General features: G+C 53.3%; 21 protein-coding genes and 1 other RNA gene. 9 read left to right on the plus strand and 13 right to left on the minus strand.

Translation table 11 applies throughout. The features are described 5' to 3' along the window. Positions 1-245: 245 nt before the first annotated feature. Complete coding sequence (yhbY, locus tag ACTHYN_RS00855) at positions 246-557, plus strand: ribosome assembly RNA-binding protein YhbY (protein WP_441810598.1); 312 nt, start codon at positions 246-248, stop codon at positions 555-557. A gap of 79 nt (positions 558-636) precedes the next feature. On the opposite strand, the gene greA is transcribed toward yhbY, so the two are convergent. The 7 genes from greA to grpE all read right to left on the minus strand — a co-directional run bounded on the left by greA (position 637) and on the right by grpE (position 10,457). After that, on the minus strand, positions 637-1,116 hold the full coding sequence (greA, locus tag ACTHYN_RS00860; protein ID WP_441810599.1) for a transcription elongation factor GreA: 480 nt from the start codon (positions 1,114-1,116) through the stop codon (positions 637-639). Positions 1,117-1,120: 4 nt separating this feature from the next. Then, positions 1,121-4,339: a carbamoyl-phosphate synthase large subunit gene (gene carB, locus ACTHYN_RS00865; RefSeq protein ID WP_441810600.1), complete on the minus strand. Its 3,219-nt coding sequence runs from the start codon at positions 4,337-4,339 to the stop codon at positions 1,121-1,123. A 91-nt stretch (positions 4,340-4,430) separates the two neighbouring features. Continuing rightward, positions 4,431-5,561: a glutamine-hydrolyzing carbamoyl-phosphate synthase small subunit gene (gene carA / locus ACTHYN_RS00870; RefSeq protein ID WP_441810601.1), complete on the minus strand. Its 1,131-nt coding sequence runs from the start codon at positions 5,559-5,561 to the stop codon at positions 4,431-4,433. A 257-nt stretch (positions 5,562-5,818) separates the two neighbouring features. Further along, positions 5,819-6,619: a 4-hydroxy-tetrahydrodipicolinate reductase gene (dapB, locus tag ACTHYN_RS00875; RefSeq protein WP_441810602.1), complete on the minus strand. Its 801-nt coding sequence runs from the start codon at positions 6,617-6,619 to the stop codon at positions 5,819-5,821. Between the two features lie 23 nt (positions 6,620-6,642). Next, the gene (gene dnaJ / locus ACTHYN_RS00880) at positions 6,643-7,767 is read right to left on the minus strand and encodes a molecular chaperone DnaJ (RefSeq protein WP_441810603.1); all 1,125 of its coding nucleotides are present in this window, start codon (positions 7,765-7,767) and stop codon (positions 6,643-6,645) included. 76 nt (positions 7,768-7,843) lie between these two features. Continuing rightward, positions 7,844-9,763 carry a molecular chaperone DnaK gene (gene dnaK, locus ACTHYN_RS00885; RefSeq protein ID WP_441810604.1) on the minus strand — a complete coding sequence of 640 codons (1,920 nt, stop codon included), beginning with the start codon at positions 9,761-9,763 and terminating at the stop codon, positions 7,844-7,846. 103 nt (positions 9,764-9,866) lie between these two features. Continuing rightward, positions 9,867-10,457, minus strand: coding sequence for a nucleotide exchange factor GrpE (gene grpE / locus ACTHYN_RS00890; protein ID WP_441810605.1), 591 nt, complete (start codon positions 10,455-10,457; stop codon positions 9,867-9,869). Positions 10,458-10,702: 245 nt separating this feature from the next. Here grpE and recN point away from each other — a divergent pair, with 245 nt between their 5' ends. Continuing rightward, positions 10,703-12,382 (plus strand): DNA repair protein RecN, encoded by a 1,680-nt coding sequence (gene recN, locus ACTHYN_RS00895; RefSeq protein WP_441810606.1) that lies wholly within the window; start codon positions 10,703-10,705, stop codon positions 12,380-12,382. A 99-nt stretch (positions 12,383-12,481) separates the two neighbouring features. Here recN and fur read toward each other — a convergent pair whose 3' ends face one another. Next, positions 12,482-12,892: a ferric iron uptake transcriptional regulator gene (gene fur / locus ACTHYN_RS00900; RefSeq protein ID WP_441810607.1), complete on the minus strand. Its 411-nt coding sequence runs from the start codon at positions 12,890-12,892 to the stop codon at positions 12,482-12,484. Between the two features lie 122 nt (positions 12,893-13,014). On the opposite strand from fur, the gene ACTHYN_RS00905 reads away from it, so the two are divergent. Next, positions 13,015-13,341 (plus strand): outer membrane protein assembly factor BamE, encoded by a 327-nt coding sequence (locus tag ACTHYN_RS00905; protein WP_441810608.1) that lies wholly within the window; start codon positions 13,015-13,017, stop codon positions 13,339-13,341. Between the two features lie 10 nt (positions 13,342-13,351). Here the strand turns inward: ACTHYN_RS00905 and ACTHYN_RS00910 are convergent, their stop codons facing one another. The 3 genes from ACTHYN_RS00910 to ACTHYN_RS00920 form a co-directional block, all read right to left on the minus strand. Next, positions 13,352-13,633 (minus strand): RnfH family protein, encoded by a 282-nt coding sequence (locus ACTHYN_RS00910; protein WP_441810609.1) that lies wholly within the window; start codon positions 13,631-13,633, stop codon positions 13,352-13,354. After that, on the minus strand, positions 13,633-14,076 hold the full coding sequence (locus ACTHYN_RS00915) for a type II toxin-antitoxin system RatA family toxin (RefSeq protein WP_441810610.1): 444 nt from the start codon (positions 14,074-14,076) through the stop codon (positions 13,633-13,635). Before ACTHYN_RS00915 ends, ACTHYN_RS00910 begins: the two co-directional genes overlap by 1 nt. Positions 14,077-14,207: 131 nt before the next feature. Continuing rightward, positions 14,208-15,740 (minus strand): sodium-dependent transporter, encoded by a 1,533-nt coding sequence (locus ACTHYN_RS00920; protein WP_441810611.1) that lies wholly within the window; start codon positions 15,738-15,740, stop codon positions 14,208-14,210. A gap of 179 nt (positions 15,741-15,919) precedes the next feature. Here ACTHYN_RS00920 and smpB point away from each other — a divergent pair, with 179 nt between their 5' ends. The 6 genes from smpB to ACTHYN_RS00950 all read left to right on the plus strand — a co-directional run bounded on the left by smpB (position 15,920) and on the right by ACTHYN_RS00950 (position 20,513). Continuing rightward, the gene (gene smpB / locus ACTHYN_RS00925) at positions 15,920-16,402 is read left to right on the plus strand and encodes an SsrA-binding protein SmpB (RefSeq protein ID WP_441810612.1); all 483 of its coding nucleotides are present in this window, start codon (positions 15,920-15,922) and stop codon (positions 16,400-16,402) included. A gap of 72 nt (positions 16,403-16,474) precedes the next feature. Next, positions 16,475-16,841, plus strand: a transfer-messenger RNA (tmRNA) gene (ssrA, locus tag ACTHYN_RS00930). Between the two features lie 372 nt (positions 16,842-17,213). Next, positions 17,214-17,378 (plus strand): YhfG family protein, encoded by a 165-nt coding sequence (locus ACTHYN_RS00935; RefSeq protein ID WP_441810725.1) that lies wholly within the window; start codon positions 17,214-17,216, stop codon positions 17,376-17,378. After that, a complete protein-coding gene (locus ACTHYN_RS00940; RefSeq protein WP_441810613.1) occupies positions 17,371-17,643 on the plus strand; it encodes a hypothetical protein in 273 nt (90 codons plus the stop codon). Before ACTHYN_RS00935 ends, ACTHYN_RS00940 begins: the two co-directional genes overlap by 8 nt. A gap of 84 nt (positions 17,644-17,727) precedes the next feature. Next, positions 17,728-19,308, plus strand: a complete 1,581-nt coding sequence (locus ACTHYN_RS00945) for a BCCT family transporter (RefSeq protein ID WP_441810614.1) — start codon at positions 17,728-17,730, stop codon at positions 19,306-19,308. Between the two features lie 320 nt (positions 19,309-19,628). Next, a complete protein-coding gene (locus ACTHYN_RS00950; RefSeq protein ID WP_441810615.1) occupies positions 19,629-20,513 on the plus strand; it encodes a chemotaxis protein in 885 nt (294 codons plus the stop codon). A 55-nt stretch (positions 20,514-20,568) separates the two neighbouring features. On the opposite strand, the gene ACTHYN_RS00955 is transcribed toward ACTHYN_RS00950, so the two are convergent. Together ACTHYN_RS00955 and ACTHYN_RS00960 are read right to left on the minus strand one after the other, a co-directional pair. Further along, positions 20,569-22,593 (minus strand): hypothetical protein, encoded by a 2,025-nt coding sequence (locus ACTHYN_RS00955; protein ID WP_441810616.1) that lies wholly within the window; start codon positions 22,591-22,593, stop codon positions 20,569-20,571. A 53-nt stretch (positions 22,594-22,646) separates the two neighbouring features. Continuing rightward, a complete protein-coding gene (locus tag ACTHYN_RS00960) occupies positions 22,647-23,879 on the minus strand; it encodes an ATP-grasp domain-containing protein (protein ID WP_441810617.1) in 1,233 nt (410 codons plus the stop codon). Positions 23,880-23,993 lie beyond the last annotated feature (114 nt).

The following is a 23,993-nucleotide window of genomic DNA, read 5'->3' on the forward strand; positions in this document are numbered from 1 at the left end:
CTATCCACCAGAAACGGCCCATCCGAATCGGCCAAAGAAAAACGTAACTGCGGATCCACCTGAAGACGCGTCTGAACGCCCGACAAATCCCCATACTACGTATATGTGGGCACCATCTCGGAAATTACAACGTCTGCAAAGCAATCTGTATGCAAGGTTGTCTGTTACAATCAGCCAATTATACGATGTTGCCAGCGAATATGCCGCTGACCTTTTGTTAATTGCACCGATAAAGAGATTACATCATGAGCCTTTCACCGGAACAGCGCCGGGAATACCGGGCCATCGCCCACAACCTGAAACCCGTGATCATTGTGGGCGACAAGGGCCTGACCGAAAACCTGCAGGAAGAACTTGACCGCGCCCTGAACGACCACGAACTTATTAAAATCAAAGTGGCAAGCCAGGACCGGGAAGCACGCCAGGAAGCGATTAACGCCCTGTGCGAATCCAGTGGGGCCGAGGTAGTGCAGACAATCGGAAAAATTGCCGTCATTTTGCGCAGAGCCAAACAGCCTAACCTCAAGCTGTCTAACCTGCTACGTCACAAAAACTAACGGCCGACAGACATTTAAAACAAAAAGCCGGCTGCGTCTGACGCAGCCGGCTTTTTACCTCTCGTTGTCGCGAAACGAGTCAGATGTACTCAACCTTTTCGATCTCGTATTCCACTGTGCCGGATGGCACGCGAATCGCAACCACATCGTCTTCAAATTTCCCCACCAACGCACGAGCGATGGGTGAAGAAATAGACAGTTTACCTAACTTAATGTCGGCCTCATCTTCCCCAACAATTTTGTAAACCACCTGTTCATCGGTATCCATGTTCATGAGATGAACCGTGGTACCGAAAATCACCCGGCCGGCATTTTCCATAGTGGTGACATCAATCACCTGAGCGGCCGAGAGTTTGCCTTCAATTTCCTGAATCCGGCCCTCAATAAAGCTCTGCTGCTCACGGGCTGCATGGTATTCGGCATTTTCTTTCAGGTCGCCATGCTCTCTGGCATCGGAAATCGCGGCAATAACACGAGGACGATCTTCAGACTTCAGCGTCTGAAGCTCCTCACGAAGACAGGCTTCGCCTGCAGTTGTCATAGGTACTCTTTCACTCATAATTTCACTTTCCTGCGTGAAGGTCTTGCAGGCGGCGCACTGTGCGCTCGGGGCCAAACTTAATAGCCCGACAGAAGGCTTCACCGCCCGCCAGTGTTGTTGTGTAAGCAACTTTGGTTTGCAGTGCGGACTGGCGTATATGCGCCGAATCCAACACGGCCTTGCGCCCCTCGGTGGTATTGATAATAAGCTGAACCTGTCCGTTCTTGATGGCGTCGACGATATGGGGCCTACCCTCGCCCACCTTGTTTACGTGCTCTAATTCTATGCCAGCCTCCTTGAGAGCTTTCGCTGTACCTGCGGTGGCAACAAGCTTAAAGCCGGCCTCAACCAAATCCCGGGCCAGGGTGACAGCGCCAGGCTTATCGACATCGCGCACCGACACAAACACGGTGCCTTCAGAAGGCAGGCGCTCGCCAATAGCTAGCGACGCTTTCGCAAACGCTTCATCAAAGCTGTCGCCAAGACCCATCACTTCACCCGTAGATTTCATTTCCGGCCCCAGAATCGGGTCGACCATCGGGAACTTGTTGAATGGGAAAACCGATTCTTTTACAGCGTAGTAGCTGGGCACAATTTCCTTGGTGAAGCCCTGCTCTGCCAGGGAGATGCCAGCCATTACCCGTGCCGCTACCTTGGCCAGGGACACACCAATAGCCTTGGATACAAACGGCACGGTTCTCGAGGCTCTCGGGTTAACCTCAATCACGTAAATCTCATCATTCTGCCAAGCCAGCTGAACGTTCATCAGACCAACAACTTCCAGCTCAATGGCCATTTTCTTAACAGCCTCGCGCATGGCGTCCTGCACCTCAGCCGGCAACGTATATGGCGGCAAGGAGCACGCTGAATCACCTGAGTGAATACCCGCTTGCTCGATGTGCTGCATAATGCCACCGATAACCACGTCTTTCCCGTCGCAGATGGCATCTATATCCACCTCAATAGCCGCGTTAAGGAAGTGGTCCAGCAACACCGGGCTGTCATTGGATACCAGCACAGCACTACGCATGTAACGGGCCAGCTCCTCCTCGCCATAGACAATCTCCATGGCGCGGCCACCCAATACGTAGGATGGGCGAACCACCAATGGATACCCGATCTCGCGGGCGGCCAGAATGCCTTCCTCATGGCTGCGCACAGTGGCGTTTTCAGGCTGCTTCAGCCCCACGCGATTGATCATCTGCTGGAAGCGTTCACGGTCTTCTGCGCGGTCGATCGCGTCCGGGCTGGTGCCGATGATAGGAACACCAGCCGCCTCTAGGCCTCGGGCCAGCTTCAACGGTGTTTGGCCGCCATACTGAACAATCACGCCTTTGGGCTTCTCGACGTTGATGATTTCCAGTACGTCTTCGAGGGTGATCGGCTCAAAGTACAACCGGTCAGACGTGTCGTAATCGGTAGATACGGTTTCCGGATTGCAGTTGATCATGATGGTTTCGTAGCCATCTTCGCGCATGGCGAGCGCTGCGTGTACGCAGCAATAATCAAACTCTATACCCTGGCCAATACGATTAGGACCGCCGCCTATAACGACAATCTTCTCGCGATCGCTCGCCTCGGCCTCGCACTCCTCCTCGTAAGTGGAATACATATAAGCTGTATCGGAAGCAAACTCGGCAGCACAGGTATCAACCCGCTTATAAACAGGGCGGATACCCAGATCATGCCTTAATTTGCGCAGGCTTACCTCTGTAAGGCCCAGCAGAGTTGCCAAACGGGCATCCGAGAACCCTTTGCGCTTGAGCCGAAACATGGTGGCGTGATCAATATCGGCTTTCCCGGCAGATTTCAGAGCTTGCTCTTCACCTATCAGGTTTTCAATTTGCACCAAATACCAGGGGTCAACCTTGGTAAGCTCGAAAACCTCATCGACACTCATACCAGACCGGAAAGCATCACCGATGTACCAGATACGTTCGGCGCCGGGAATGCTAAGCTCGCGGGTGAGCGTTTCGCGGGAGTTGTCCGAGGTGAACTCTTCAAGCTTTTCATCGAAACCATCAGAACCCACTTCCAACCCACGAAGCGCCTTTTGCAAAGATTCCTGGAACGTACGGCCAATGGCCATAACCTCGCCCACAGATTTCATCTGGGTTGTCAGCCGGGCGTCGGCCTGAGGGAATTTTTCGAAGGTAAACCGCGGGATCTTGGTAACCACATAGTCGATGCTGGGTTCGAACGAGACCGGTGTTACCCCCCCGGTTATCTCATTGCGCAGTTCATCAAGGGTATAACCCACGGCCAGTTTGGCAGCGACCTTGGCAATCGGAAAACCTGTAGCCTTGGAAGCCAGTGCTGATGAACGCGACACCCGCGGGTTCATCTCAATAACTACCATGCGACCGGTATCCGGGTGAATACCAAACTGCACGTTGGACCCGCCGGTCTCTACGCCAATTTCACGCATTACTGCCAACGAGGCATCGCGCATGATTTGGTATTCTTTATCGGTTAGTGTTTGAGCTGGCGCCACGGTAATTGAGTCGCCGGTGTGCACACCCATGGCATCGAAATTTTCGATGGCACACACGATGATGCAATTATCCGCAGTGTCGCGGACAACTTCCATCTCATACTCTTTCCAGCCAATGAGCGACTCATCGATGAGCAATTCCTTGGTGGGCGAAAGGTCCAGGCCGCGCAGACAAATTTCCTCAAACTCGTCCCGGTTGTAGGCAATACCACCCCCGGAACCACCCATAGTAAAAGATGGGCGGATAATGCACGGAAAGCCGATATCTTCAGCAACTTTCCAGGCCTCTTCCATGCTATTGGCTATCGAAGCGCGAGGGCATTCCAGCCCGATGGATTTCATGGCCTGATCAAAGCGCCGACGATCTTCGGCCTTGTCGATGGTATCGGCATTGGCGCCGATCATTTCTACCCCGTGCTCAGCCAACACACCATGCTTTTCCAGATCCAGCGCGCAATTCAGTGCAGTTTGTCCACCCATAGTGGGCAAAAGGGCGTCAGGCTTTTCTTTTTCGATAATTTTGGCGACAGTTTGCCAGGTAATCGGCTCGATGTAGGTGGCATCCGCCATCACCGGGTCGGTCATAATGGTGGCCGGGTTCGAGTTAACCAGAATGACCCGGTAACCTTCCTCTCGCAGGGCCTTACAGGCTTGAGCGCCGGAGTAGTCAAATTCGCACGCCTGCCCGATTACAATCGGGCCTGCGCCCAGAATCAGGATGCTCTTAATATCGGTCCGTTTTGGCATGTCTTGGTTAACCTGTCAGCAACATTTGAATTCTTGCAGCGCAAAGAACGCGGCGTGTATCTGGAGTGGCGTATCTGTCCGTGAGTCGGAATTATTTCGCCCGGGCTTCCATCAGGCGAACAAACTCCTCAAACAAAGGTGCCACGTCGCACGGTCCTGGGCTCGCCTCTGGGTGACCCTGAAAGCTAAACGCTGGCTTGTCCGTGCGACGAACACCCTGAAGAGTGCCATCGAACAGGGACTTATGAGTGACTTCCAGCACATCTGGCAGGGACGCTTCATCAACCGCAAACCCATGGTTCTGGCTGGTAATCATAACTGTGCCGTTTGGAAGCCGCTGAACCGGGTGGTTTGCACCGTGGTGGCCATGGCTCAACTTTATGCTTTTCCCACCGCTGGCCAGGGCCAAAAGCTGATGCCCCAGGCAAATGCCAAACACGGGAATGTCCGTTTCCAGTACATCCTGAATTGCCTTGATTGCGTAGTCACAAGGCATTGGATCACCCGGGCCGTTAGATAGAAATATGCCATCCGGGCTCATCGCCAACACTTCGGAAGCCGGGGTTTGCGCTGGCACTACTGTCACATCACAACCTCTGGATGCGAGCATGCGCAGAATATTGAACTTAACGCCATAGTCCCAGGCCACAACCTTGAACCTTGCTTCGCCACCCTCGGCATAGCCTTCGCCAAGGGTCCACTCTCTCTGAGTCCAGTTATAGGCCTTTTTGCAGGACACTTCTTTAGCCAGATCCATGCCCTGAAGGCCGGGAAATGCGTTGGCCAGTTCCAGCGCACGCTCGGCAGTTGCGTTAGCGCCGGCCACAATGGCGCCACTCTGAGAACCCTTGTCCCGCAGGATACGTGTGAGGCGCCGGGTATCAATATCAGCAAGCCCAACAATGTTGTTGCTTCGCAGGTATTCGTCTAATGTCCCGGTGCTGCGCCAGTTACTGGCCACCAGGGGCAAGTCGCGAATAATCAAGCCGGCAGCCTGGATTCGATCAGACTCGACATCTTCCTCGTTTACGCCGGTACTGCCCACGTGCGGGTATGTCAGGGTAACGAGCTGGCGGGCGTAGGACGGGTCGGTCAGTATTTCCTGATAACCGGTCATGGCAGTGTTGAACACTACCTCACCACTGGTTTCGCCTTCGGCGCCAATGGCGGTGCCGTAAAACAGGCTTCCGTCTGCGAGTGCAAGGATTGCGGGTGTGCTCAAGGCTTGTATCCTCATCGGGTGGCGTATTAATTCGTCACGTGCAGGAACGCAAGCGCAAATTCAGGTCGCAAAAAAGCGAGAGGGAGTAAAAACCCCGTCCCGCTTATTGTTATCCGGGAACTTTCTGTTCCCTGAGCCTTTCAAGGCCTACGCTTGGTGCAGTTAAACCGCCTTATTGTATAAAATATGAGGTTTTCTGTCCACGGAAATCGAATATAGCTCTGGCGACGGCAGTGTGCCTCAGAGTTATCTAAAACTCACTTCAAATTCAACACATCCTGCATATCATACAAACCGGAAGGCTTACCTTTCAGCCATAGCGCGGCACGCATAGCACCTTTTGCGAAGGTCATTCGGCTACTCGCCTTGTGGGTAATCTCTATGCGCTCGCCTTCGGTGGCAAAAAGTACGGTGTGATCGCCCACTACGTCACCGGCACGAATGGTTTCGAAACCAATTTCTTTGCGAGTACGCTCTCCAGTGAAGCCTTCGCGACCGTAGACCGCACATTCTTTGAGGTCGCGGCCAAGTGCATCGGCAACCACCTCACCCATGCGCAGGGCAGTGCCGGAGGGGGCGTCTTTTTTGTGCCTGTGATGCGCTTCGATGATCTCGACGTCGTAATCATCGCCCAGCGCCGCGGCGGCTGTGCGCAGGAGGTTTAGAGCCACGTTAACCCCCACACTCATATTAGGCGCAAACACCACTTGAGTAGATTCTGCGGCGAGGGCCAACTGCTGTTTTTCAGCATCAGACAAGCCGGTGGTGCCAACAACAAGCATTTTACCATTAGCCTTGCAGAACGCTGCGTTCTCCAACGTCAAGTCCGGGAAAGTAAAATCAACAAGCACGTCAAAATCATCTTTCACGTCGGCCAGAGTACCGGCCATTTTAACACCGGTTTTTCCAATACTGCTCATGTCGCCAGCATCGGCGCCAATGAGACTGCTGCCCGGCTCAACTACAGCGGCGCCCAGCTCAAGACCTTCTGTGCCGTCAACTGCCTCTATCAGCACTTTACCCATACGCCCGGCGGCGCCGATGACTGCTACCCTCATGATCTATCCCTGTATGAAACTGTTCAGAATTTCATTTCGTCGAAGAAGCTCTTAACACCTTCAAACCAAGATGTTTTCTTCGGCGCGTGATTTGCGCCATTACTGTTATCAAGGGTTGTCTGAAACTCCTCAAGCAGCTCTTTCTGGCGTTTTGTCAGGCTGACAGGCGTCTCAACAATCACACGGCACAAAAGATCGCCAGAAGGGCCACCGCGCACCGGGCTAACCCCCTTACTACGCAACCGGAAAAGCTTGCCCGTTTGGGTTTCAGCCGGAATTCTGAGCTTCACGCGGCCGTTTAATGTTGGCACCTCCAGCTCGCCACCAAGCGTGGCGTCAATAATACTGATGGGCACTTCGCAATACAGGTTGCGACCATCGCGGGTAAAGATTGAATGCTCGCGCACCGCCATCTGCACATACAGATCACCCGGCGGGCCACCATCTACGCCCATCTCGCCTTCGCCAGAAAGCCGAATACGGTCCCCGGTATCAACACCTGGCGGCACTTTCACGGAGAGAGTCTTCTCTTCCCGAACCCTGCCCTGCCCCTGGCACGACTTACAGGGGTTTTTGATAACCTGGCCGGAACCACGACATGTAGGGCAAGCCTGCTGTACCGCAAAGAAACCCTGCTGCATACGGACTTGGCCCATACCTTTACAGGTTCCGCAGGTCTCAGCACGGGAGCCTTTTTCGGCACCACTACCGTCACAGGTTTCACACTCCCGGTGCCCGGGAATAGTGATCTCGACAGTTTTTCCTTTTACCGCTTCCTCAAGATCCAACTCCAGGGTATAGCGTAGATCCGAGCCACGAGTATTGCGACCACCACGGCCACCGCCGCCGAAAATGTCACCAAACACATCGCCGAAGATGTCGGAGAAGTTGCCACCACCTCCGAACCCACCACCAGCCTGGCCATCCACGCCGGCGTGACCAAACTGATCGTAAGCAGCTCGCTTGGACTGATCGGCCAGCACCTCGTAGGCTTCACTGGCCTCCTTGAACTTGTTCTCGGCGTCTGTATCTTCCGGATTACGGTCGGGATGATATTTCATCGCAAGCTTTCGATACGCTCGCTTGACTTCTTTCTCGTCCGCATCCCGGGAAATCCCGAGAATGTCGTAATAATCGCGCTTGGCCATGCTTTAAAACCCTGTTTTTTAACGAGGAAAACGCGGAGCAACTCCGCGTTTTCCAACTACCTGATGTACGTCAGAATTACTTCTTTTCGTCGTCTTTGACTTCTTCAAACTCGGCGTCTACTGCATCATCAGCAGACTGGGCTTCTTCCTGCCCGCCAGACTGTTCACCCTGGCCCTCTTCTTCTGCGTACATCTTCTGCGCCAACTCTGAGGAAGCTTCAGTCAGCTTCTGAGTCTTGGCTTCAATATCGTCTTTATCGGAGCCAGCAAGTGCTTCTTCAAGCTCCTTGATGGACGCCTCGATAGACTCTTTCTCGCTCTCACTGGCTTTGTCACCGGCTTCCGACAGGGTTTTGCGCACGGCGTGAACCATGGCATCACCCTGGTTACGAACCTGCACCAGCTCTTCGAACTTGCGATCTTCTTCAGCGTTCGCTTCGGCGTCCTGCACCATCTTCTCGATTTCGTCATCGTTCAGGCCAGAAGAAGCCTTGATCACGATGGACTGCTCTTTACCGGTTGCCTTGTCTTTTGCAGACACGTTCAGGATACCGTTAGCGTCGATATCGAAGGTTACTTCGATTTGCGGAACACCGCGCGATGCCGGCGGAATATCGGCCAGGTCAAAACGACCAAGGGACTTATTCTGCGTCGCTTGCTTACGCTCACCCTGCACAACGTGGATGGTAACCGCTGTCTGGTTATCTTCCGCTGTAGAGAAGGTTTGCGACTTCTTGGTCGGAATCGTGGTGTTCTTGTCGATAACCGGTGTGGCCACACCACCCATGGTTTCAATACCCAGGGTAAGCGGAGTCACGTCCAGCAACAGCACGTCTTTTACATCACCTGACAGTACGGCTGCCTGGATTGCAGCACCCATGGCAACGGCTTCGTCCGGGTTTACGTCCTTGCGGGCTTCTTTGCCGAAGAACTCTTTTACTTTTTCCTGGACCTGCGGCATACGGGTCTGACCACCAACCAGGATAACCTCGTCGATCTCGCCAGCCTTCATACCTGCGTCCTGCAGGGCAACTTTACATGGCTCAAGACTGCGCTGAATCAGATCTTCGACCAGCGACTCAAGCTTGGCGCGGGTCAGCTTCACGTTCATGTGCTTGGGACCACTGGCATCTGCTGTAATGTACGGCAGATTTACGTCGGTCTGCTGGCTGCTGGAAAGCTCAATCTTGGCTTTTTCGCCAGCTTCTTTCAGGCGCTGCATAGCCAGGGAGTCGCCGCGCAGATCAATGCCGCTATCCTTCTTGAACTGGTCGGCCAGGAATTCGATGATTTTCATATCGAAGTCTTCGCCACCCAGGAAGGTGTCGCCATTCGTAGCCAACACTTCAAACTGGTGCTCGCCATCGACATCTGCAATTTCGATAATGGACAGGTCGAAAGTACCGCCACCCAGGTCGTAAACCGCCACGGTGCGATCGCCACCTTTTTTGTCCAGACCATAGGCCAGAGCTGCAGCGGTTGGCTCGTTAATGATCCGCTTCACCTCAAGACCGGCAATTTTACCCGCGTCTTTCGTTGCCTGGCGCTGGCTGTCATTAAAGTAAGCCGGCACAGTGATAACAGCTTCGGTTACGGTCTCGCCCAGGTAGTCTTCTGCAGTCTTCTTCATTTTCTTCAGAATTTCTGCAGACACCTGAGGCGGTGCCATTTTCTCGCCCTTCACTTCTACCCAGGCATCACCGTTATCTGCATCGGTGATTTTATAAGGCACCATTTTAATGTCTTTCTGGACCACATCGTCTTTAAAGCGACGACCGATCAAACGCTTGATGGCGTAAATAGTGTTATCCGGGTTGGTAACGGCCTGGCGCTTGGCTGACTGGCCAACCAGGGTCTCGTTGTCATCGGTGTACGCAATGATCGACGGAGTGGTGCGATCACCTTCTGCGTTTTCAATAACCCGAACCTTATCGCCATCCATGATGGCAACACAGGAGTTGGTCGTTCCGAGGTCAATACCGATAATCTTGCTCATTGATTCGCTCCAATTATTCTGAATGCTGTACTTAATAGTTATCCGGAAACGTTTTATCCGGCTAATGCTGTTTAATGGCTATATTGGCGCTTTCGCTGATATTTCAAGCCTGCTCGTCAACTTTTGGTGCATCCTGAGCTTTAGCAACCATGACCATTGCTGGCCGCACCACACGCCCGTTTAACAAATAGCCTTTTTGAACCACCGCAACCACGCTGTTCGGCTCGGAATCCGGGGCCGGCACCATAGACATGGCTTCGTGTTGCTGGGGATCAAATGGCTCGCCCACCGGGTTCAGCGGCTCTACATTAAACTTCTTAAGGCTCGACACGAACAGATTCAGTGTCATCTCAACGCCCTGACGAATAGAAGCCACCAGTTCACCTGCATCTTCCTGGCCCTCGGTGCTCTCAACCGCTTTTTCCAGGCTATCTGCTACCGGCAGCAGCTCTTTCACGAACTTTTCCAGCGCAAACTTATGGGCTTTCTCAACATCCATCTCTGCGCGGCGGCGCACGTTCTGCATCTCTGCCTGGAATCGCAGCATTTGCTCCTGGGAGTCCTGAAGTTGCGCACTCAGCGCTTCCACTTCAGAAACCTCATCTTGCTCAACTTCCTGCTCGTCTTCCGCAGACGCCTCAACGGCTTCATTTAACTCATCTACCTGTTCATTGCGGTTTTCGTCGGTGCTCATGACTACTCCTGCCAGATCTCCGGTGGTCGGCTAAAACGCGACCAGTTGAACTTGGGCTCCGGCCACGCGGTGCCGGAAGAACGTTATTGCGAACGGATATGGGGCTTGCCAGTCAGGTTTCAACCACCAAAGCGTGCATCGCTGAATAAATTTGCACCAGGGCACTTGCAAACCCGAAAAACCCTGTATACATTCACAGTGACTGTATGAATGCACAGTATTTTTAAAAGGCGGAGGTTATCTGCATGCTCACACAGCTCACCGTTTCCAACTACGCAATTGCCGAAAGAGTCGAACTGCAATTCAATAAGGGCATGACCGCACTCACAGGCGAAACCGGTGCCGGCAAATCCATTGTGCTCGACGCTTTGGGGCTCGCCATGGGGGGACGTGCCGATGCAGGCGCCGTGCGCTATGGGGCCAAACGTGCAGATATTACCGCCACATTCGATGTCTCCGGCATTGCGGAAGCGCGGCAATGGCTGGAAAGCCATGAACTGGATGACGACAACGATTGCATCCTGCGCCGGGCAATCAGCAAAGACGGGCGGTCGCGAGCATACATCAACGGCCAACCCTGCCCTCTCGCCCACCTGAAAGATCTGGGCGGGTTGCTGATGGATATTCACAGTCAACACCAGCATCAATCGCTGCTACGCAAAGAAACCCACCGCAAGCTGATCGATGAATTTGCGGGTGCCGAAGAGCTTGCCAGCCAAACCCGCGATGCCTGGAAGGCATGGAACCAAACCCGCACAAAACTCAGTGAACGCCAGCAAAACGCAGAAGAATCTGAAGCCAGACTGCAATTGCTGCGCTACCAGGTAGAAGAACTTGACCGCCTGGCGCTTGAGGCCGGCGAGCAAGAGCTTCTTGAGCAGGAACAAGCGCAACTGAGTCAGGCCGATGCGATACTTCATAGCAGCCACCAGGCCGCGCTGCTGAGCACCGAAAATGAAACCAGTGCCGCCGGGCTGGTACGGCAAGCACTGCAGCACCTGGAACAACTTCCGGTCGAAGTCTCCGCACTGGCCGACACCATTCAAATGCTGAGCGAAGCCCAGATACAAATCAGCGAAGCCGGTGACAACCTACGTCACTTTGTCGACGACTATGAAGCAGACCCGGCACGCCTGTCAGAGGTTGAAGACAGGCTCAGCGCCATATACCAAATGGCCCGCAAACATCGCATTAGCCCGGAGACGCTGCCGGAGTTTCACGCAAGGCAAAGCGCCGAACTGGCAGAGCTGGACGGTGGCGAAGGCAGCCTGGAGAAACTGGAAGACGAACTGAAGTGCCAGCTCAAAAGCTTTAATGAACTGGCCGGCAAACTTTCAGATGTCCGGACCAGAGCCGCGGGCGAACTGGACCAACGCATTGCCGGCGAGCTGGCACAACTAAGCATGCCGTCGGTTCAGTTTGTCACACACCTGAATCGCAGCGGCCAAAATGAGCCGGCGCCGCACGGACTGGAAGAAATCGAGTTTCTGGTCAGCGCAAATCCGGGGCAACCCGCAAGGCCTTTGGCCAAAGTGGCTTCCGGCGGCGAACTTTCACGGATCAGCTTGGCGATTCAAGTAGTCGTTGCGCAGACATCGACCACCCCTACCCTCATTTTCGACGAAGTGGATGTGGGGATTGGCGGTGGCACCGCTGAGGTGGTTGGCAAACTACTGCGCTCACTGGGAAGTAACGGCCAGGTTATTTGCGTAACCCATTTGCCACAAGTGGCAGCCCAATGCCATCAACACTTATTTGTCAGCAAGTTCACGCAACAGGATACAACCTTCTCGAAAATCGAATCTCTGGATGATCAAGGCAGAATTGGCGAGGTTGCGAGAATGTTGGGCGGCGTAGACATGACTGAACACACCATTGCCCACGCAACAGAAATGTTTTCCAAAGGGCAGGCAACCCATCACTGACCTGATGACAATTACCACTTCCCCCTCTCGACCCTGAGAGCTGTTGGGGCAGGCTTTACGGCCTGCCCCCTTTTTTATTCCGTTATTAATGCAGCTTGCTTACGGCTTAATAGGCTTAACGTAGAGAATCAGGCTGTGCTCAACAATTTCGTAGCCGTGCTCTTTTGCTATTTTCTGTTGGCGCTCTTCGATTACATCATCAACAAATTCAATTACCTGGCCCGTCTGGGTACAAACCATATGATCGTGATGATCCTCGCCCGCCATCTCGAATACGGCATGGCCGCCTTCAAAGTTATGGCGCAACACCAGCCCCGCTGTCTCGAATTGAGTGAGCACCCGGTACACAGTAGCCAGCCCCACATCATCGCCTTGATCAAGAAGCCGCTTGTACACATCCTCAGCACTGAGGTGGTGATCCTTAGCATTCTCCAAGATGTTGAAAATTTTCACTCTTGGCAGAGTAACTTTAAGACCGACTTTTCGTAATTCGGCGTTTTCAGATGACATGTTACGATTCACTCTTTGGTGTGCCTCACGGCTTCCGGTATGATGAAGCCGCCTTTTAACGGTTAACCCGTGCCACACCTGCCCTTGGCAGGCGATTTCAAGATAGAGGATTTCCTCCGGCGATGCAAAAGCTCACAGCTCTCATACTCACCCTGGTTCTATCCGGTTGTGCTTTCCCTGGCGTTTACAAGATCAACGTTCAGCAAGGCAATATTGTTACCGATGAAGAGCTGACCAAACTCAACGAAGGAATGCCCCGCAGCCAGGTTCAGGCCTTGCTTGGCACCCCTTTGATGCTAAATCCGGTTGACAGCTCTCGCGAATACTACGTTTATACATTCCAGCGCCGCGGCGGTGACATTGAAGAGCAACGAATCATTGTGCATTACAAGGATGATCTCTATTCTCACCACGAAGCCCAGCTACTGGAAGAAACCCCGGCCTACTGAGCTGAGACGGTCAGGATTTCTTTTTGGCCCGATTCAGGCGTGCCTGTTTCGGGTCAATCTTAAGCGGCCGATACAACTCTACCCTATCCCCATCACGCAACTCGTGACTCGCGGGTTTTTTAATGGCTTTGCCAAATATGCCCATATCGATTGATTCAACATCAATCTCGGGGAAGATCGCGACGATACCTGACAGTTTTACAGCGTCAACCGCTGTCGCGCCTTCTGGTACCTGCACAGACACAATCTCCTGTTTATCTGGCCGAGCATAAGCCACTTCCACTTGCGGCATCAGGCGCCTCCCCTATAGATATCATCAGCCCGACGGCAGAACGCATCGACCATCGTTGTCGCTGCCTGATTAAAGACAGGCCCGAAGGTCATACGCGACAAAGCACCCGAAAACTCAAACTCGAGCGTTAAAATGACTTTGCATGCATGTTCATCCAGCGCCTTGAAACGCCAACGACCTGAAAGGTTGCGAAATGGCCCGTCCACCAGGCTCATATCAATAGCTTCTGGCGTTAGCAGCTGGTTGCGGGTGGTAAGCGTATGACGCACTCCGCCTTTAGCTATGTCCAATGAAGCCATGATTTGATCGGGGTTTTGCTGGTGAACCTCTGCACCCGCACACCAGGGAAGGAACTCGGGGTAACGGGCAATGTCATTGACCAAGTGAAACATGCGCTCGGCTGAATGCATAACCAAGGCTGTTTTATTAATCTGATGGGGCATCGGAAACGATTGTCCTGCTTACAAACCTACTTTAAAACCGAATACAGACTTTTGAAGTGCCTGCATGGTCGTAATCAGACGCTATGATAAAGGATATCGTCTTCTTTAGGGGCACTTTCGGGAGGCAATTGCTACTCACCATGACCACTTGCAGGCAGCGGGTCTGCCGGAACCAGCTCTTCTGGCTCATTGTCTCCGGCCTTGGGGGTGGCCCTGCCACCCTCTCGAACGTCCGCTCCTGCGGTAGGCTGGCACCAAAATACATCATTTCCATTTTTGCACAGCCCAACCAACGAGGCAGCCGTATAGTGAATACCGATATACGCAACAACCAAAGGCAAAACCAAACGCATAACCCAAAACCAAATTGCAATAAAAAGCCCGGGTGCGCCCCCAACCATCGTTTTTGAGAGGTTTCGGGTAAGGCACCAGCCAGTAAACAGGGCTAATAAAGTCGCCACCAGCGGGATCATCAGCCCACCGGTTACCAGCTCAAGCCAACGAAATCCCGTAGCACCGCCCACACGAAATTCGGCCCACACATTGAACGAAAACAGAGAAGCCAAGCCGGCGAGCCAAACGACAAATCCCACCAAAAATACAGACAACCCGCGGGGCGCGCCTGTCCACTCGCGAAACCAGCCAACAATTGGCTCCAGCAGCGCCAGCGACGTTGCCCACACAATCATAACCACGATGGCAAACACGATGGCGATAACAAACTGGCTTGCAGGGAACTCGGCAAGCGCAAGCGGAAGTGAAACAAACAGCAGACCGAACCCACGCAGGCTCTCAAACGTATTTGCCTCCATCGTCACTGAAAAAATCATCAACCCTGCCAAAATTGCAACCAGCGTGTCGATCAAAACAACGGCGAGAACAGACCGCTTAAGCTGAGTGTCTGACGTGGTATATGAGCCCAGAATGGCCCACACGCCAACACCCAGACCCAGGGTGTAAAAGGCGTGAAACAAAGCCGCACTAAGACTGGCCCACGAAAGTTCCCGGGGGCGCATCTGAAGTATCTGCCCAACCGCGCCATCAATCCCGCCATACCAGGCAGCAAACCCGAAAAGCGTAAGCAAAAGCACCAGCGTGCCCGGCACGACAATTCTGAACGCACGTTCAAGACCACCGGCCACACCCTGCCCGGAAACCCACAGCACCATTGCCAAAAAGAACGCATGCCAGCCCATGAACTCGCGAACTTCTCTTGGATCAGAAACCAACCCGGCAAGAACCCCAGTGACCTTTGCCTGGCCCGCGGCAGAAAACTGCCCCTTTGCACCAAAAAACACATAAGCCAGAGCAATGGCGCCAAAGACCGCGGTAAACGACAACACTAGAAAAGCACCCAAAATGCTGAACCGACCCACGGCCATCCAGGCCCTCGAGCATTTTGCGCGGCGAATCAAATCATCCATCGCTAAAACAATGCCATGGCGTGCATAACGCCCAACTACCGCCTCGGTCACCATTAAAGGCAACGTGACCAGCAAAAGACAACTCAGATACAGGAGAACAAACAGGCCACCACCATGAATGCTGGCCAGGTAAGGAAACTGCCAAAGGTTAGCTAACCCCACGGTTGCGCCCACTGCAGCCCAGAAAAAGGTTGATTTACGGGTAAACGACCCGATAGGTGTCTGGTACGGCGTCGGCATTTTCGCCCCTGAAAAGTGTCGAAGCTCGTATTGTAGCCGAAGGCCTCATTCACACACGAGCCAACTGCACCTTTAAAGTTGATTTCGTGACCGGTCTGGTAGTCCTGAGCTACAATGGATGTTTTTCCGGCCCGCGCCTGGCCGGCCCGTTCATTCGTCCGAACTCGGATAACTGATTCATGAGCAAGAAAAAACCCGGTACGCCGAGCAGTACCATCGCCCTGAACAAGAAGGCGAAACACGAATATCATATAGAGCAACGCTTTGAAGCCGGCATGGTTTTGCTTGGCTGGGAAGTAAAATCGCTGCGCGCGGGCAAAGCTCAGATAACAGACGCCTATGTGCTACTGAAAGATGGTGAAGCCTTCCTGCTGGGTGGCCATTTTCAACCTCTTACCGAGGCGTCTACTCACGTTATTGCTGACCCGACCCGAACCCGAAAGCTGCTACTGCACGCCAAAGAACTGGCCAAGCTGATCGGCGAAACCAGCCAGGCAGGCCAAACGTGCGTACCCATGGCGCTGTACTGGAAGCGCAACAAAGTTAAATGTGAAATTGCTCTTGTGAAGGGCAAGAAGATGTTCGATAAGCGCGCTACCGAGAAAGAGCGCGACTGGAATCGCCAGAAACAACGCATTATGCGAGAAAACAACGCCTCCTGAGACCAGTCTCTGAAAACAAAGCGAGTCAGACCTTGAGTTTGTCGACCGGGGCCGCATATACTAGACATACAAGGGGACGACATGGCTTCGACGCTGGTTGCAAACCCTTGGGTGCATGTCGAGATGGCAGCCAATCTCGTAAATCCAAAGCTGCACGTTAATAGTCGCAAACGACGAAAACTACGCACTAGCGGCCTAAGGGCCTGTTAGTCGTCCTGACTGGGTCGCCCGTAGCCCAGAGCTACATCTCAGGACGTCATCGCTTACGGGATGCTCCGTTAACCAGAGTTCACTGTTTAACGGCTAAGATTTAAAGAACTCGTCTCTTACACCCTGACCTTCGGGTCGTTTGAGATTAAATTAATAGAAGGACACTAAGCATGTAGATCTCGAGGCAGAGTGCCGGCGGACGCGGGTTCAATTCCCGCCGTCTCCACCAACCAAACCGAATTAAGCCCCTAATTTGAGGGGCTTTTTTCGTTTATGGGCGGATGCTTTTGTGTCGACTCCACCAAATGGCCAAGTCGGAGAAAAGCTCCCTCCTTGTCCAATTTTGAAAGTGATGCCACCCCACTGCTCAAAATCTTTTATTTTCCTCTGTGGCTCGCTGTGGCTCTGTGTTACTTGAAACCGGCTCCCGCCTTTGTCTATGGGACGTATTTCTCGCCTTAATGGTAAGGCTTTGAAAAACTGATATAATGAAGCGTGACCAATTAGAGCTTCTTTCAATTCCGCGATCACGCCGAAACGGATCAAATTTACCTGACCAATGAGGGGTTATTTCGCTATGGCTCAAAATTCAGACGCCAGCATGCCTTCAAATGAGCAGAAGGCGGCACATGTCAGAAGAACCAGAATGGCTAACTATCAAGCCAGCATGCGTCTGGAGGGCTTTCAGGTCAGTGAAAATAGCTCAGGGTCAAGCAAGTCCATACTAATCCAGAAATACAAAAAGCTGGCTATGACGTGTGCTTGACAAGTATGGCGCCGGCAACGACAGCTACTGCTACGAAAACTCAGATGTTTTAGTCAACCTTCTAAACATAAGGGATGGCGAGCTCCTTCACGCGGCAGAGCGGGATATTTCCAATGTTAACGCCGATACAATCGAGTTCTGTTCCCCTCCTTACGATCTAGACTACCTCAAAGCGATTCATCGAGTGGCTGCCGAAGACAGAAGCTGGGCAAGTGTCGCTGGCTACCAGCCTGCCATTGCCTGGTTTCCTCTGATCTGGAAATAGCTCGCTGCGTTGGTAGTAGTGTCGCTTTTGTGGCAAGGTCGCGCCCCTTGAATAATAGATGCGCCTGGGCGCAAGGGTAGTTTTATGAAGAATGACAATCTCAAGCGTGGGGGAGATTACTCCATAGCCCAGCTTGGTGATCCGGTAGTACTTACGCTCAGCGTTGGTTTTGTGGTGCTGTTCGTTGGCTTTTCTCTGTTCGATCTCGAAGGCGTCGCATCGCTTGTCAGCACCAGCTTCGCCTGGACAGCCAAGGTGTTTGGCACCTACTTTCAAATGCTCCTGCTGGCCACATTCTTCATTGCCATTGCCTTAGCCTGTACGCCTGCCGCCAAAGCTAAAATAGGAAACCTGGACAAACCGGAAATGAGCACGTTCCGCTGGATGTCGATCATTCTGTGTACGCTGCTGGCAGGCGGCGGCGTGTTTTTTGCCGCCGGCGAGCCAGTTTATCACTTTGTTGTAACGCCACCCGCCTATAGCTCTGAGCCAGGCACCGCCGAAGCTGTGTCTCACGCCTTGGCCCAATCGTTTATGCATTGGGGCTTTCTGGCCTGGGCTGTTCTGGGCACCTTAACGGCCATTGTTCTGGCACACGCGCACTATGTGCAGGGCAAGCCGCTACAACCCAGAACATTGCTTTACCCGGTATTCGGCGAGCGCGTGATGAGCGGCTGGCTGGGCAGTGTGGTCGATGCCTGCTGTGTGATCGCCATTGTTGCCGGCACCGTTGGCCCTATTGGTTTTTTGGCCACCCAAATGAGCTTTGGGCTCAGTGAGCTGTTCGGTCTGACCGACGGGCTAACCTTGCAAATGGCCATTCTGGTTGGTTTGGCGGTTATCTATGTCACTTCGGCCGTTAGCGGGCTTCACCGCGGCATTCAGTTCCTGAGCCGGATGAACGTGTTTTTGGCATTGGCCGTTGCCGCCATTATTTATATCTTCGGACCTACTCTGTACCTGACCAACACTTATTTCCAGAGCATGGGGCAATACGTGTCTTCGTTCATGGAAATGGCCACAATGACAGCGGATACCGCACCCGCCTGGTGGATGCAGTGGTGGACAGTGTTCTTCTTTGCCTGGTTTATTGGCTATGCCCCACTGATGGCGATTTTTGTGGCTCGCATCTCCCGCGGCAGAAGCATTCGGGAAATGATTTTGGCGGTGGCTGTTATGGCGCCTATCGCGACCACCATGTGGTTCACACTGTTGGGCGGCTCCGGCATCTTTTATCAGATGACCGGTGCCATCGACCTGGCCGAAGCCCTGAACAACTTCCAATTCGATGTAGCCACCCTCACCGTTGCCCAGGCCTTGCCTGGCGGTAGCTTTATGGCTCTGGCCATTTTGGTACTGACAACGATCTTCGTAGCCACCACCGGCGACTCCATGAGCTACTCCATTGCCGTTGTAAGCTCAGGCCACGACCAGCCGAACACCTTTGTTCGTGCATTCTGGGGCATTGCCATGGCCGTTACCGCAGGCGTTCTTCTGTCTATGGGGGCCGGGCAAATCGGTGCGCTTCAGCAGTTTATCGTGGTAACCGCCATACCTGTGTCGTTTATCATTCTGCCGTCTCTGTGGCTTGGCCCTAAAGCAGCCTATGCCATGGCTCGCGAGCAGAATCTGATAGCTCAGCTGCCAGAACCGCAAAAAGGCTAAACTCGCTGACTCCCTCTCTCCGAAAGCACTCTGCTTTTGCGGGAGAGGTGAGTTTACAACGAGAAGTTTCCGCAACGTCACTCCCCTTCCTACCGCAACCTCTCTAGCACAAATGCCTGCATAGCCTGTGTAGCTGATAGAAGCTTCTGACCACTCATGCCAACGCGCAGATGCCGGTACAAACGACAACGATTGAGCACTGTGTTTTTAAATGACCACCAAATAAGCCTTGCTTGGTACAACGTTTTCATTTTATCGGATGATTACAGCAGGTAAGCTTGCTATCTTCGTGAGATATCAAGTTAGAAGGACCCGGCGTTATGTCCAGCAAGGCTAAACAATCCCAGAAACTTCTTTTGTTCCGTTTGTCTGGCACCCGGCTATTTGGGATAGGCACCCTGAAGATCCGTGAAATACTGCCCTTCAGGGCCCTGGCCAAACTACCTCACAGCCACCCGGCTGTTGCCGGAACCCTCAGTTTCAGAGGCACCGCTTTGCCGGTAATCGATATGGCTGCTGCGGTTGGTTATCCGGCTTTAACGACGGAAGAGCTAACGACAGCTTCGATTATGATCACCGATGTGCAGCGTCGGGAAATCGGTTTTATCGTGCGTGGTGTAGAAAGGATTATAGAAACGGACTGGAAAAAGGTGCAAACGCCACCCAAAGCACTGGGGGACAGAGCCTTTATAACCGGCTTGCTGGATGTTGAAGGCGATACAGTGCAGCTTATGGATGTGGAAATGTTGCTGGCGAACGTGTACCCGGATTCACTGGACTCGGGAGAAGTCGCACTCACGGATGTTCAGAGCGAAACCCTCAAAGCCCTGAACATTCTGCTAGTGGACGACTCCCGGGTTGCCCGCAAGCAATTGAGCGATGTTCTGGACGACAAGGACATCCCCTATCAGGTCACGGCAAGCGGTGACGAGGCGTTGCAGGTATTGCTGAAGGACAACGAACTCGGCCGGCCCGTTGATCTTTTGGTAAGCGATATTGAAATGCCGGGGCTGGATGGCTACGAGCTGACATTCGATGTGCGGGACAATGCCGAACTGAAGCAGCCTTACATCATTCTGCATACATCCCTGAACAGTGAGATGAGCCTGAGTTACGCCAACCAGGTAGGCGCCAATGAGGCGCTTACCAAGTTTGACGCCCATGAACTGCTGCATGCCATGCTCAGAGGCGCTGCGCCAGCGTAACTGTCGGCTTGTTACGCTTTCTCGTACCAGGCCAGGACCGTCTGCCGCAGCGAGCCTATTCGGACAGGGGCGGCTCCGCCTGCAATCCGGTTGCAGGCAAGCGATTTGCTCCCCAGCTTCGATACACCCGGTCCATAACCCGTTGCAGCTCTTCTTCACCGACTTCGGCAGGTTCGCCTCGCTCAAGCGGATCAAAATGGAAAATATACAGCCGGGATGTAAACTGCTCGAATGGCAAAGACGCCTCACCGAACCTTTCACCGCAGCCTTCCGTACTCACGTTAATGTCATCGCCCCAGCTCTGACCACTGTCGTTATTAGGGTTGTAGAAATACACGCGCATCTCGCCTTCGGGATCCAGGGCTGCCCGAAGCATGGTAATGGCATGCCAGCCAATAAACCGTGCGGCTCTGTCCGTGACTGCAACGCCTGCTGGCTGAGGATGTATGAGAGGCTGGTTGCCATTGTAGTAAGGATGGTAGCTGGCATAGAAGTGGCGAATAAAGCCTTCGAGGTCACTCAGATTACCCGTAGCCACATCCACGTTAATGGCGAAGCCCCGACCGGCAGACCAGCCGTGGAATTCCGGGTTTACCCATCTGTGTGGATCTCCTTCACGGCCGATACACATTCGGCCCATTTCGGCATAGATCCGGTCAAGGTGTGGCACCACAACCAATGAGACCGGATCCAAATCAAAGGCAACTTCAGAAGCAACGCCGCCAAGGCTATGGGCCGAAGACACCGGCTGCCCCTCAAAATGCATAATAATTTCGTTATCCCTGGCCGCCCAGGCGACCATCTGCAGTAGATAATCAGGGTCATTATACGCCCACATGGACAGCGCTCTGGCCGATTGGCAAGTCGGGTTATTACCCTGACCAACACCCAGTGGCTGCCCCAACATGTTCAGTACACCCTGAATCAGCCAGGCGCCAGCCTGCGGCTGGTAACCATTAGCAATTTGCAGGCGCTCGCGGGCCTCCGGACACAGGTTCAGCCGAGCCTGGCGCCAGAGTGCGGGCGCCAGAGGTGGTTGATAGAGAATGCCCCGTTCAAGCATCAGCGCCAGGCCGTAAATACCTTGGGCTGTCTCGGGAAACACTCCCTCAGCAATCAACTCATGCACCAGTTCGCGATAGCACATCAGGCAATCCCGGCCGGTACTGGAAAGCCCCAGTGCTTCACCGAGCAAGTTATCCTGGCCCTCCATTATGTAACGCACGAAGCTGGCGTGATACGGCGACACCAGGCCGGTGTCGTGCATGGAGCGGGCAAAGCCAGTGGCTTCGTTTTGCAGGGTTTGCGAGTCCATGGTCTCCAGACGCTGCTCGTAGACCACAGTGCCCGGGTCTTCACTGCTCCCTCGCGTTGGGCCATACAGACTGGAGATAAGCCTGTCAGCGCCGCGCCCGGCACTGCCAAGGTCTGCGTCTGGCTCAGCTCTGCAGATCGCGATCTGGGTAATCATTTTGCGCACATCAGCGACCTGGATAGGCCGCTGCTGCAAAATTCGCCAGATTTCCTCAATCAAGCTGTCGATCACGTGTTCATAACCGATATGGTGAGCCACATGCTGCACAACATGCTGGCTTATAAGTGCCAGCCTGCCCTGCTCACGTTCGGCTTCACCGGTCATGCCAAAAAGCAGCCCCAGGTTTATCGCAAGCACCTGAGTGAGGTAATGACGCGCCTGCTCAGCCGACACAGTGGGATGCAGATAGGCTCCCCGGGCAACGGCGAGCAAACGTAATTCGCTGGCCGCCTCAATAACCACTGTATCTGCGTTCTGGCTTTGCAACGCCTGGGTGGTCAAAGAAGGCAGCAAAATGGCAGGTTCGGCCCAGTCTGTGCCATCAAAGAGACCCGCAGTTTCCAGGCGCTCGGCACGCGCTTCAACCACCGCACACCCTTCTGGCTGCAACAGAATTCTGCGAATAAGGTCAAACACACGTGGAAGCTTGCCGACCTTTGCAAAAGATCTGCTTTCCTCCAAGGCCAGAATTGCGTCATCCAGCCTCTGTGCCAGTTTGTCCAAACTCACTGCCGGTACGGCATTGCCCGATTGATGATCGTTCAAACGATATTCCTCAGGGCCTGCACCAAACCCGTTTGATGTAATACAACGCCCGATTATATATAGAAATCGACATCTTCCTGATGCTTCAGCAGGTCGCGCATTACATATGGATCTTCACCAAAGAAATACACTAGCCCCCAATGGGTGCCAAATGCCGTTCGCTTGGTGACAGTTTCCTCAAGTGGCGACGTAAGCTCGTGAGATTCAAAGTACTCGTGATTCTCGGTTTCTTCAGGAATTTCCAACTTGCTGACAACGCGGCGCCGTGGATACACACCAAAGCAGCCTGCGTAGCCCTTGGCATCCACCACCTCTTTCGGAAAGAACGCTGCAACTTCTTCAGGCGTACTTTTTGGATCGAAGGCGAGAATCAGACCTTGATAGGCGTTAAAGCCATAAGCTCTCTCAAGTAATTCAAACACTTTAAACCCTGGTGGTCGATACGCCACTTCACCGAAGTACATGGTGCTATCGCTGGTTACAAAGTACTCCGGGTGCAAAAAGCCGAAATCAATGTCGAACGTTTTGATCAGTTTTTCGATTTCGCCTCGAATCTGGTCACGGTATTTCTCAAGATCGGGTGTCGCGGGTACAAAAACAGAGTAACCCAGCGTGACATACTCGGAAATATTCAAAAATGCGATCTTGCCATTATGAACCCAGGCTTCCACCGCAAATTCCCAACCATCCAGGTGGGACTCCATCAACACGGGGAACTCTTCTTCGGGGATGGTATCCACTTCGTCGGGGGTACGGATAACCCGATGACCAAGACAACCGGCCTTATCAAAGGCTTTCAGGTGAATCGGGTCGTTGGGATCGCCGTCTAGCTTGAGCAGGGTCTGGTTGACCCGCTTCAGAAAACGGACGACGTCGCCTTTATCGTGAGCCTCCTCGAAAATACCTACCCGTATACCACCAAGCTGGGCACGGCGCTTCATCAAAGCCTTGTCGCGCAGCAGCATCGCCTGGCCAAACAGTCGCGGCTTGTCCAGGAGCACCGAGTTAATCGCACCAGCCCACTCCACCGTTTCTTCAAACAATGGAATAGAAACGTTCACACCCATATCCTTGAGGGTTTGGGCAATTTCAAAAGACCGATCGTTTAAGCGTTCAAAATTCCACGGCACGTAGGGGATATCGTGCTCTTTGCAGTAGGGTTCGGCCCAATCCGGCGCTACGACCACATAGCGGCGATCAAACTTGTCAGCCGCTTCTACGGCGTTGAGGCTCCAACCAAGAAACGCAACATACCCCTTATCAGGATTGTATTTGTGCTTTCCCACAGGCTCTCTCCTTGTTTCGGATTGTTCTTCAAACCCTACGCCGATATATAGGAATCGCAAATATCATTAGGGTATGAAAAGCAACAAACACTGCGAACATCGGTTTTAACGACA

This window comes from Marinobacter sp., assembly GCF_052091845.1.
Classification (GTDB): Bacteria; Pseudomonadota; Gammaproteobacteria; order Pseudomonadales; family Oleiphilaceae; genus Marinobacter.

Bases quoted from the DNA above. Each gene is read 5' to 3' on its own strand.
- ACTHYN_RS00950 (WP_441810615.1), top strand. From the start codon at position 19,629: ATGTCCAGCAAGGCTAAACAATCCCAGAAACTTCTTTTGTTCCGTTTG.
- yhbY (WP_441810598.1), top strand. From the start codon at position 246: ATGAGCCTTTCACCGGAACAGCGCCGGGAATACCGGGCCATCGCCCAC.
- ACTHYN_RS00945 (WP_441810614.1), top strand. From the start codon at position 17,728: ATGAAGAATGACAATCTCAAGCGTGGGGGAGATTACTCCATAGCCCAG.
- ACTHYN_RS00920 (WP_441810611.1), bottom strand. From the start codon at position 15,740: ATGCCGACGCCGTACCAGACACCTATCGGGTCGTTTACCCGTAAATCA.
- dnaJ (WP_441810603.1), bottom strand. From the start codon at position 7,767: ATGGCCAAGCGCGATTATTACGACATTCTCGGGATTTCCCGGGATGCG.
- ACTHYN_RS00915 (WP_441810610.1), bottom strand. From the start codon at position 14,076: ATGCCCCATCAGATTAATAAAACAGCCTTGGTTATGCATTCAGCCGAG.
- dapB (WP_441810602.1), bottom strand. From the start codon at position 6,619: ATGAGGGTAGCAGTCATCGGCGCCGCCGGGCGTATGGGTAAAGTGCTG.
- recN (WP_441810606.1), top strand. From the start codon at position 10,703: ATGCTCACACAGCTCACCGTTTCCAACTACGCAATTGCCGAAAGAGTC.
- smpB (WP_441810612.1), top strand. From the start codon at position 15,920: ATGAGCAAGAAAAAACCCGGTACGCCGAGCAGTACCATCGCCCTGAAC.
- carB (WP_441810600.1), bottom strand. From the start codon at position 4,339: ATGCCAAAACGGACCGATATTAAGAGCATCCTGATTCTGGGCGCAGGC.
- dnaK (WP_441810604.1), bottom strand. From the start codon at position 9,763: ATGAGCAAGATTATCGGTATTGACCTCGGAACGACCAACTCCTGTGTT.
- fur (WP_441810607.1), bottom strand. From the start codon at position 12,892: ATGTCATCTGAAAACGCCGAATTACGAAAAGTCGGTCTTAAAGTTACT.
- grpE (WP_441810605.1), bottom strand. From the start codon at position 10,457: ATGAGCACCGACGAAAACCGCAATGAACAGGTAGATGAGTTAAATGAA.
- ACTHYN_RS00935 (WP_441810725.1), top strand. From the start codon at position 17,214: ATGCCTTCAAATGAGCAGAAGGCGGCACATGTCAGAAGAACCAGAATG.
- ACTHYN_RS00905 (WP_441810608.1), top strand. From the start codon at position 13,015: ATGCAAAAGCTCACAGCTCTCATACTCACCCTGGTTCTATCCGGTTGT.
- greA (WP_441810599.1), bottom strand. From the start codon at position 1,116: ATGAGTGAAAGAGTACCTATGACAACTGCAGGCGAAGCCTGTCTTCGT.
- ACTHYN_RS00910 (WP_441810609.1), bottom strand. From the start codon at position 13,633: ATGCCGCAAGTGGAAGTGGCTTATGCTCGGCCAGATAAACAGGAGATT.